Source organism: Streptomyces sp. CNT360, from assembly GCF_000424785.1.
Window position 1 is genome coordinate 9,570 of sequence record NZ_KE384246.1, and the last position, 6,211, is coordinate 15,780.

Annotated in this window: 2 protein-coding genes; both read left to right on the forward strand. The window is 72.1% G+C overall.

Annotation, left to right across the window (positions count from 1 at the left end; all coding sequences use genetic code 11):
* On the forward strand, window positions 1–819 hold an 819-nt coding region (locus H297_RS0130955; protein ID WP_158693779.1), incomplete at its 5' end, for a beta-ketoacyl reductase.
* Window positions 820–821: 2 nt separating this feature from the next.
* On the forward strand, window positions 822–6,211 hold a 5,390-nt coding region (locus tag H297_RS43870; protein WP_199787289.1), incomplete at its 3' end, for a type I polyketide synthase.

Genomic DNA, 6,211 nt, shown 5'->3' on the forward strand with positions numbered 1-6,211 from the left:
GATGTGGAGGCGTTTGTGGTGTTTTCGTCGTTGGCGGGTGTGGTGGGGTCGGTGGGTCAGGTGGGGTATGGGGCGGGGAATGCGTATGGGGATGCGTTGGCGTGGTTCCGGTGGGGGTCGGGGTTGCCGGGGGTGTCGGTGGCGTGGGGTTTGTGGGGGGTGCGGTCGGGTGTGTCGGCGGGGTTGTCGGAGGGTGATCGTGCGCGGATGGCGGGGCAGGGTGTGTTGCCGTTGGAGACGGGGGAGGGGCTGCGGTTGCTGGATGCGGCCCTCACCACGAACCACCCCAACGTCGTGGCCGCCCGACTCAGCGCTCGCGGTACCCACCAGGTGCCCCCGGTGCTCCGCGATGTCGTGCGCGTGCCTTCTTCGTCCGAGCAGGGGGACGGGGAGGACGAGGACCCGGCAGCCGCGTTGCGGCGCCAACTGGCGCAGGGAACCCCGCAGATGCGGGCCCGTACCATCGGCAGGCTGGTCCGCACGCACGTCGCTCAGGTACTCGGCCATGAGGATCCCGGTCGCATCGACATGAGCAGCGGCTTCATGGCGATGGGCTTCGACTCGCTGGCCGCCGTGGAGCTCCGTGACCGGCTCAGCCGGGCCACCGGGCTGGATCTGCCTGCGACGCTGCTGTTCGAGCATCCGTCTCCCGACGAACTGTCGCGGCACATGGACGCCGAGATGTCCGCCTCCGGGCAGGTGCCGGCGCCTTCGCAGGACGAGGCCCCCGAGGAGGGGGCCGGCACTGTCGCAGAAACACTCGAATCGGCCTCGGCCGACGAAGTACTTGATTTCATCCGACGGGAGTTCGGGCGCTGATCATGAACGACAACACGTTGCTCGACAACCTCAAATGGGTCACCGCCGAGCTGCACCAGGCGCGCCGGGAACTGCGGGAGAAGGAAGCCGCGACACCCGAGCCCGTCGCCATCGTGGGCATGGGGTGCCGTTACCCCGGCGGGGTGCGCACCCCGGACGAGCTGTGGCAGTTGGCCGAGCGCGGCAAGGATGCGATCACGGACTTCCCCACCGATCGCGGTTGGGATCTGGAGCGCCTGTACGACGCCGACCCGGAGCACCTGGGCACGTCGTACGTGCGCCGGGGCGGATTCCTGCACGACGCGGCCGAGTTCGACGCGGAGTTCTTCGGCGTGTCGCCGCGCGAGGCGGTCACGATGGACCCGCAGCAGCGGCTGATGCTGGAGGTCGCCTGGGAGGCGCTGGAACGGGCGGGTATCGATCCCGAATCCGCACGTGGCAGCCGGACCGGGGTGTTCGCCGGGACGATGTACCACGACTACAGCGGTCTGCTGGAGCGCGCTTCGGAGGAGTACGAAGGGTTCTTCGGGAACAGCACCTCTGGCAGCGTGGTGTCCGGGCGGATCGCCTACGAGCTGGGCCTGGAGGGTCCCGCGGTCACCATCGACACGGCCTGCTCGTCGTCGCTTGTCGCGCTGCATCTGGCGTGCCAGGCGCTGCGCAAGGGCGAGTGTTCGCTGGCGCTCGCCGGCGGTGTGACGGTCATGGCGACGCCACGTCCGTTCATCGACTTCAGTCGGCAGCGTGGGCTGGCGCCGGACGGGCGGTGCAAGTCGTTCTCGGACGGCGCGGACGGTACGGGATGGTCCGAGGGCGCCGGGGTGCTCCTCGTCGAGCGGCTGTCCGACGCCCGGCGCAACGGGCACCCGGTACTCGCCGTCGTGCGTGGCTCCGCGGTCAACCAGGACGGTGCAAGCAGCGGGTTCTCCGCGCCGAACGGCGCCGCGCAGCAGAGTGTGATCCGTCAGGCGCTCACCGATGCGGGGCTCTCCGCCGGGGACGTGGACGCGGTCGAGGCGCACGGCACCGGCACACCGCTCGGCGACCCCATCGAGGCACGTGCGCTGCTGGCCACCTACGGCAGCGGACGCGCGGGTGGGCATCCGTTGCTGCTCGGTTCCATCAAGTCCAACCTCGGGCACACGCAGGCGGCTGCGGGCGTGGCGGGCGTCATCAAGATGGTGATGGCGATGCGGCACGGGACGCTTCCTGCCACGCTCCACGTGGCGGAGCCCTCCTCCCGTGTCGACTGGGGGTCGGGAGCCGTGCGGCTCCTCAGCACTGCCACCTCCTGGCCCGGCACCGACCGGGCCCGGCGTGCGGCGGTGTCCGCGTTCGGTGTCAGCGGCACCAACGCCCACGTCATCCTCGAACAGCCCCTCGACACTGCAGCACACGACGACCCGGCCCCGGCCGCATCGGCCGGGAGCGCCCCGCTCGTCCGGCACTCCGCCTCTGCCGCCCTCGGCGAACCGGCCGCGTCTCCCGAGCTCACCGCCGCTGCGGGCCTCGTTGCCCCGGAGGATTCCGCCGACGAGGCGATGCCTGCCGCCCCGGCACCGGGCGGGTTCCCGTTGCCGTGGCTGCTGTCGGCGAAGACGGAGACCGCGCTGCGCGCCCAAGCGCGCTCGCTGAGCGCACACCTGAACGGTGACGCACAGCCCCGCCTCGACGAGGTGGCCTGGTCCCTCGCCCACGACCGTACGGGTTTCCGGCATCGTGCGGTGCTGTTGGGGACCGACCTCGACGAGATGCGCACCCACCTGGGGACCCTCGCGGAGGGTACCGGTGCGCCGTCCGTCGTCACAGGCGTCGCCGAACAGGGCCAGGACCAGCCGGTCTTCGTCTTCCCCGGCCAGGGCGCGCAGTGGGTCGGCATGGCGGTGGAGCTGATCGGCACCTCGCCGGTGTTCGCCGCGAGGATGACCGAGTGCGCTGAGGCGCTGCGCCCGCACGTGGACTGGCGTCTGCTGGACGTGCTGGACGACGACGAAGCGCTGGAACGCGTCGACATCGTGCAGCCCGCGCTGTTCGCCGTGATGGTGTCGCTGGCCGCGATGTGGCAGGCGGCGGGCGTGCAGCCCGCCGCCGTGGTGGGGCACTCCCAGGGGGAGATCGCCGCCGCGTGCGTGGCCGGTGCACTGTCGCTGGAGGACGCCGCCCGGGTGGTGGCGCTGCGCAGCAAGGCCCTGGTCCGGCTGGCCGGGCAGGGCGGCATGGTGTCCGTACCACGGGCGGCCGACGACCTCGACCTGGGCGAGGGGCTGTCCGTCGCCGCGGTGAACGGCCCCCGCACCACCGTCGTCTCGGGTGAGCCGGCCGCGCTGGAGGCACTGCTCGCAGCGGATGAGCAGGCCCGCCGTGTCCCGGTGGACTACGCCTCCCACTCGCCGAGCGTGGAAGCCATCCGGGACGAGCTGTCGGCCGTGCTCCATGGCATCCGTCCCCGTGCGTCCCGCATCCCCCTCTACTCCACGGTCACCGGCGCCCCGCTGAACACCGCGCGCATGGACGCCGAGTACTGGTATCTCAACCTGCGGGCGACCGTACGCTTCGAACAGGCCGTGCGGGCGCTCGTCGAGGAGGACTACACCGGCTTCGTCGAGGTCAGCCCGCACCCGGTGCTCACCTTCGGCGTCCGGGAGATCCTCGACGACACGGGCAGGACAGGACTGGCCGCCGGAACACTGCGGCGGGGCGAAGGGCACTGGCACAGGTTCCTCACGTCCCTGGCCGAGCTGCACACCCACGGCGTCACCGTCGACTGGGACGCGGTGCTCGGCAGCACTCCGCGCAGGGTCGAGCTGCCGACCTACGCCTTCCAGCGCACCAGGTACTGGCCGGCCGGGCTGCGGGAGTGGGCGAGCACGACAGGCGACTTCGCCGTGTCCGACCACGCGTTCCTGCACATGGCGCTCGGCCTGGCCGACGGTGAGGGCTTCGTGCTCACGGGACGTATAGCGCCCGACACGCAGCCGTGGCTCGCCGACCACAAGGTGCTGGGGCGGTCACTGCTGCCGGGAACCGCGCTGCTCGACCTGGCCGTCAGGGCCGGGCAGCAGGCCGGATGCCGACAGGTCGACGAGCTCACGTTCGAGGCACCGGTCGTCCTCCCCGAGAACGGCGCCCTCCAGGTTCAGATGATCGTCACGGCCCCCGACGGCACGGGACGCCGCACGATCGACATGTACACGCGCCCTGCCGAGCCCGACGGCGCCGACGCCGGTGAGCAGGAGTGGGTGAAGTGTGCGAGCGGCGCCCTGGCAGAGGGGCCCGCGCCTGCCCCGGCCGGACCCGTCGACTGGCCACCCGCGGGAGTCGAAGCGGTCGACCTCGACGCTCATTACACGCACCTGCACGACCAGGGCCTCGACTACGGACCCGCCTTCCAGGGCGTACGGGCCGCATGGCGCGCCGGGGACGAGGTGTTCGCCGAGGTCGTGCTGCCCGAGGACAGCGGAACGGGCCGATTCGGCGTTCACCCTGCCCTGCTCGACGCCGGGCTCCACCTGGCGGGCCTCGCCGGGTCCGCGGACGCTGCCGCACCCCGGTTGCCGTTCTCGTGGACGGGCGTGACCCTGCACGCGGCCGGTGCGACCACCGTGCGCGTACGGCTCGCTCCCACGGGGGGCGACGCGTTCACCCTGCTGGCCGTCGACCCGGACGGCACCCCGGTACTCTCGGCCGCGTCCCTGGCGGTACGCCCGGTGACCGCGGGACAGCTCGGCACCGCGCACGACGCCACGCTGTTCCGCCTCGACTGGCGCCCCGTGGCCCCGGCCGACCACCCGAACTCCGCCGGTGCGTCGGTGCACTCCGCCGGAACGGCGACGGGCTCTGCCGGTACGGCCACCGAGGGCGCCACCGGTGACGTGCTCGTCGACGTCCACCAGGAGCCGGTGCGCGACGCGGTCCACACCGTGCTGGAACGGCTCCAGTCCTGGCTCACCGACGAGCGGTCGGCCGCTGCCCGCTTGGTCGTCGTCACACACGGCGCCGTCGCCGTCCAGCCTGGTGAGGCTCCGAAACACCTGGCGGGCGCGGCGGTGTGGGGCCTCGTCCGCGCAGCGGAAGCCGAGAACCCCGGCTGCTTCGCCCTCGTCGACCTCGACGAACCCTCCCTCGACGCCGCGGAACCGGCTTCGCCGGACCAGCCCGCCCGGCCGCCCCTCGACAGTGCCGGGCTGCGCGCGGCTCTCGACTCCGGCGAACCCGAGGTCGCCGTCCGCGACGGAGCACTCCATGTGCCCCGGCTCGCCCGCCTCCCGTTCCGCACCCGAGCGTCGGACGCGCCGTCCTTCACCCCCGGCGGGACCGTCCTGATCACCGGAGGCACGGGCGCACTCGGCAGCCTCGTCGCCCGGCACCTGGTGGACGCACACGCGGTACGGCACCTGCTGTTGGTCAGCCGCACCGGCGCCGCGGACCCCGAAATGCTGAACGAACTGTCCGCCGCAGGCGCCACCGTGCACGTTGCCGCCTGCGACGTGGCCGATCGCGAAGCTCTCACCCGGCTGCTCGATGCCGTCCCCGCGGAACACCCCCTCACCGGCGTCGTACACGCCGCGGGCGTGCTCGACGACGGGCTGACCTCGACCCTCGGCCCGGAGCAGGTCGACGCCGTACTCCGGCCCAAGGCCGACGCCGCGCTGCTGCTCGACGAGCTGACCGCCGAACTCGATCTGGACGCCTTCGTCCTGTTCTCCTCGGCCGCCGGCACCCTCGGCGCCGCGGGCCAGGGCAACTACGCGGCTGCCAACGCCTTCCTCGACGCCCTGGCCGCCCACCGCCACGCCCGAGGCCTCCCCGCCACCGCGCTGGCCTGGGGATTCTGGGAACCACGCGGCGGCATGACCGGACACGTCGCCGACAGCGACCTCCTCCGGTTGAACCGCTCCGGCATCGCCCCCCTCACGGCCGAAGAAGGGCTGGAACTCCTCGACCGCGCACTGTCCTCCCGCGAAGCCGTACTCCTGCCGGCCCGGCTCGACCTCCCGGCACTCCGAGGGTCGGGCACCGTTGTCGCACCCGCCCTGCGCGACCTCGTCCGTGGCCCGGCACGCCGCGCCGCCGGTGACGTGGACCTGCGCACCCGCCTGGCGCGGCTGCCCGCTTCGCAGCACGTCGGTGTCCTTGTGGACATCGTCAGGTCCCGGGCGGCGGGGGTGCTGGGGCATGACTCGGTGGATGCGGTGGGTGCGGGTCGGGCGTTTCGGGAGGTGGGTTTTGATTCGTTGACGGCGGTGGAGTTGCGTAATGCGTTGTCTGCTGTGACGGGTCTGCGGTTGCCGGCGACGTTGGTGTTCGATTTTCCGACGCCGTTGGCGTTGGCTGAGTTCTTGGTGTCGTCGTTGGTGTCTTCGTCTTCGGGGTCGGGGTCTTCGGCTTCGTC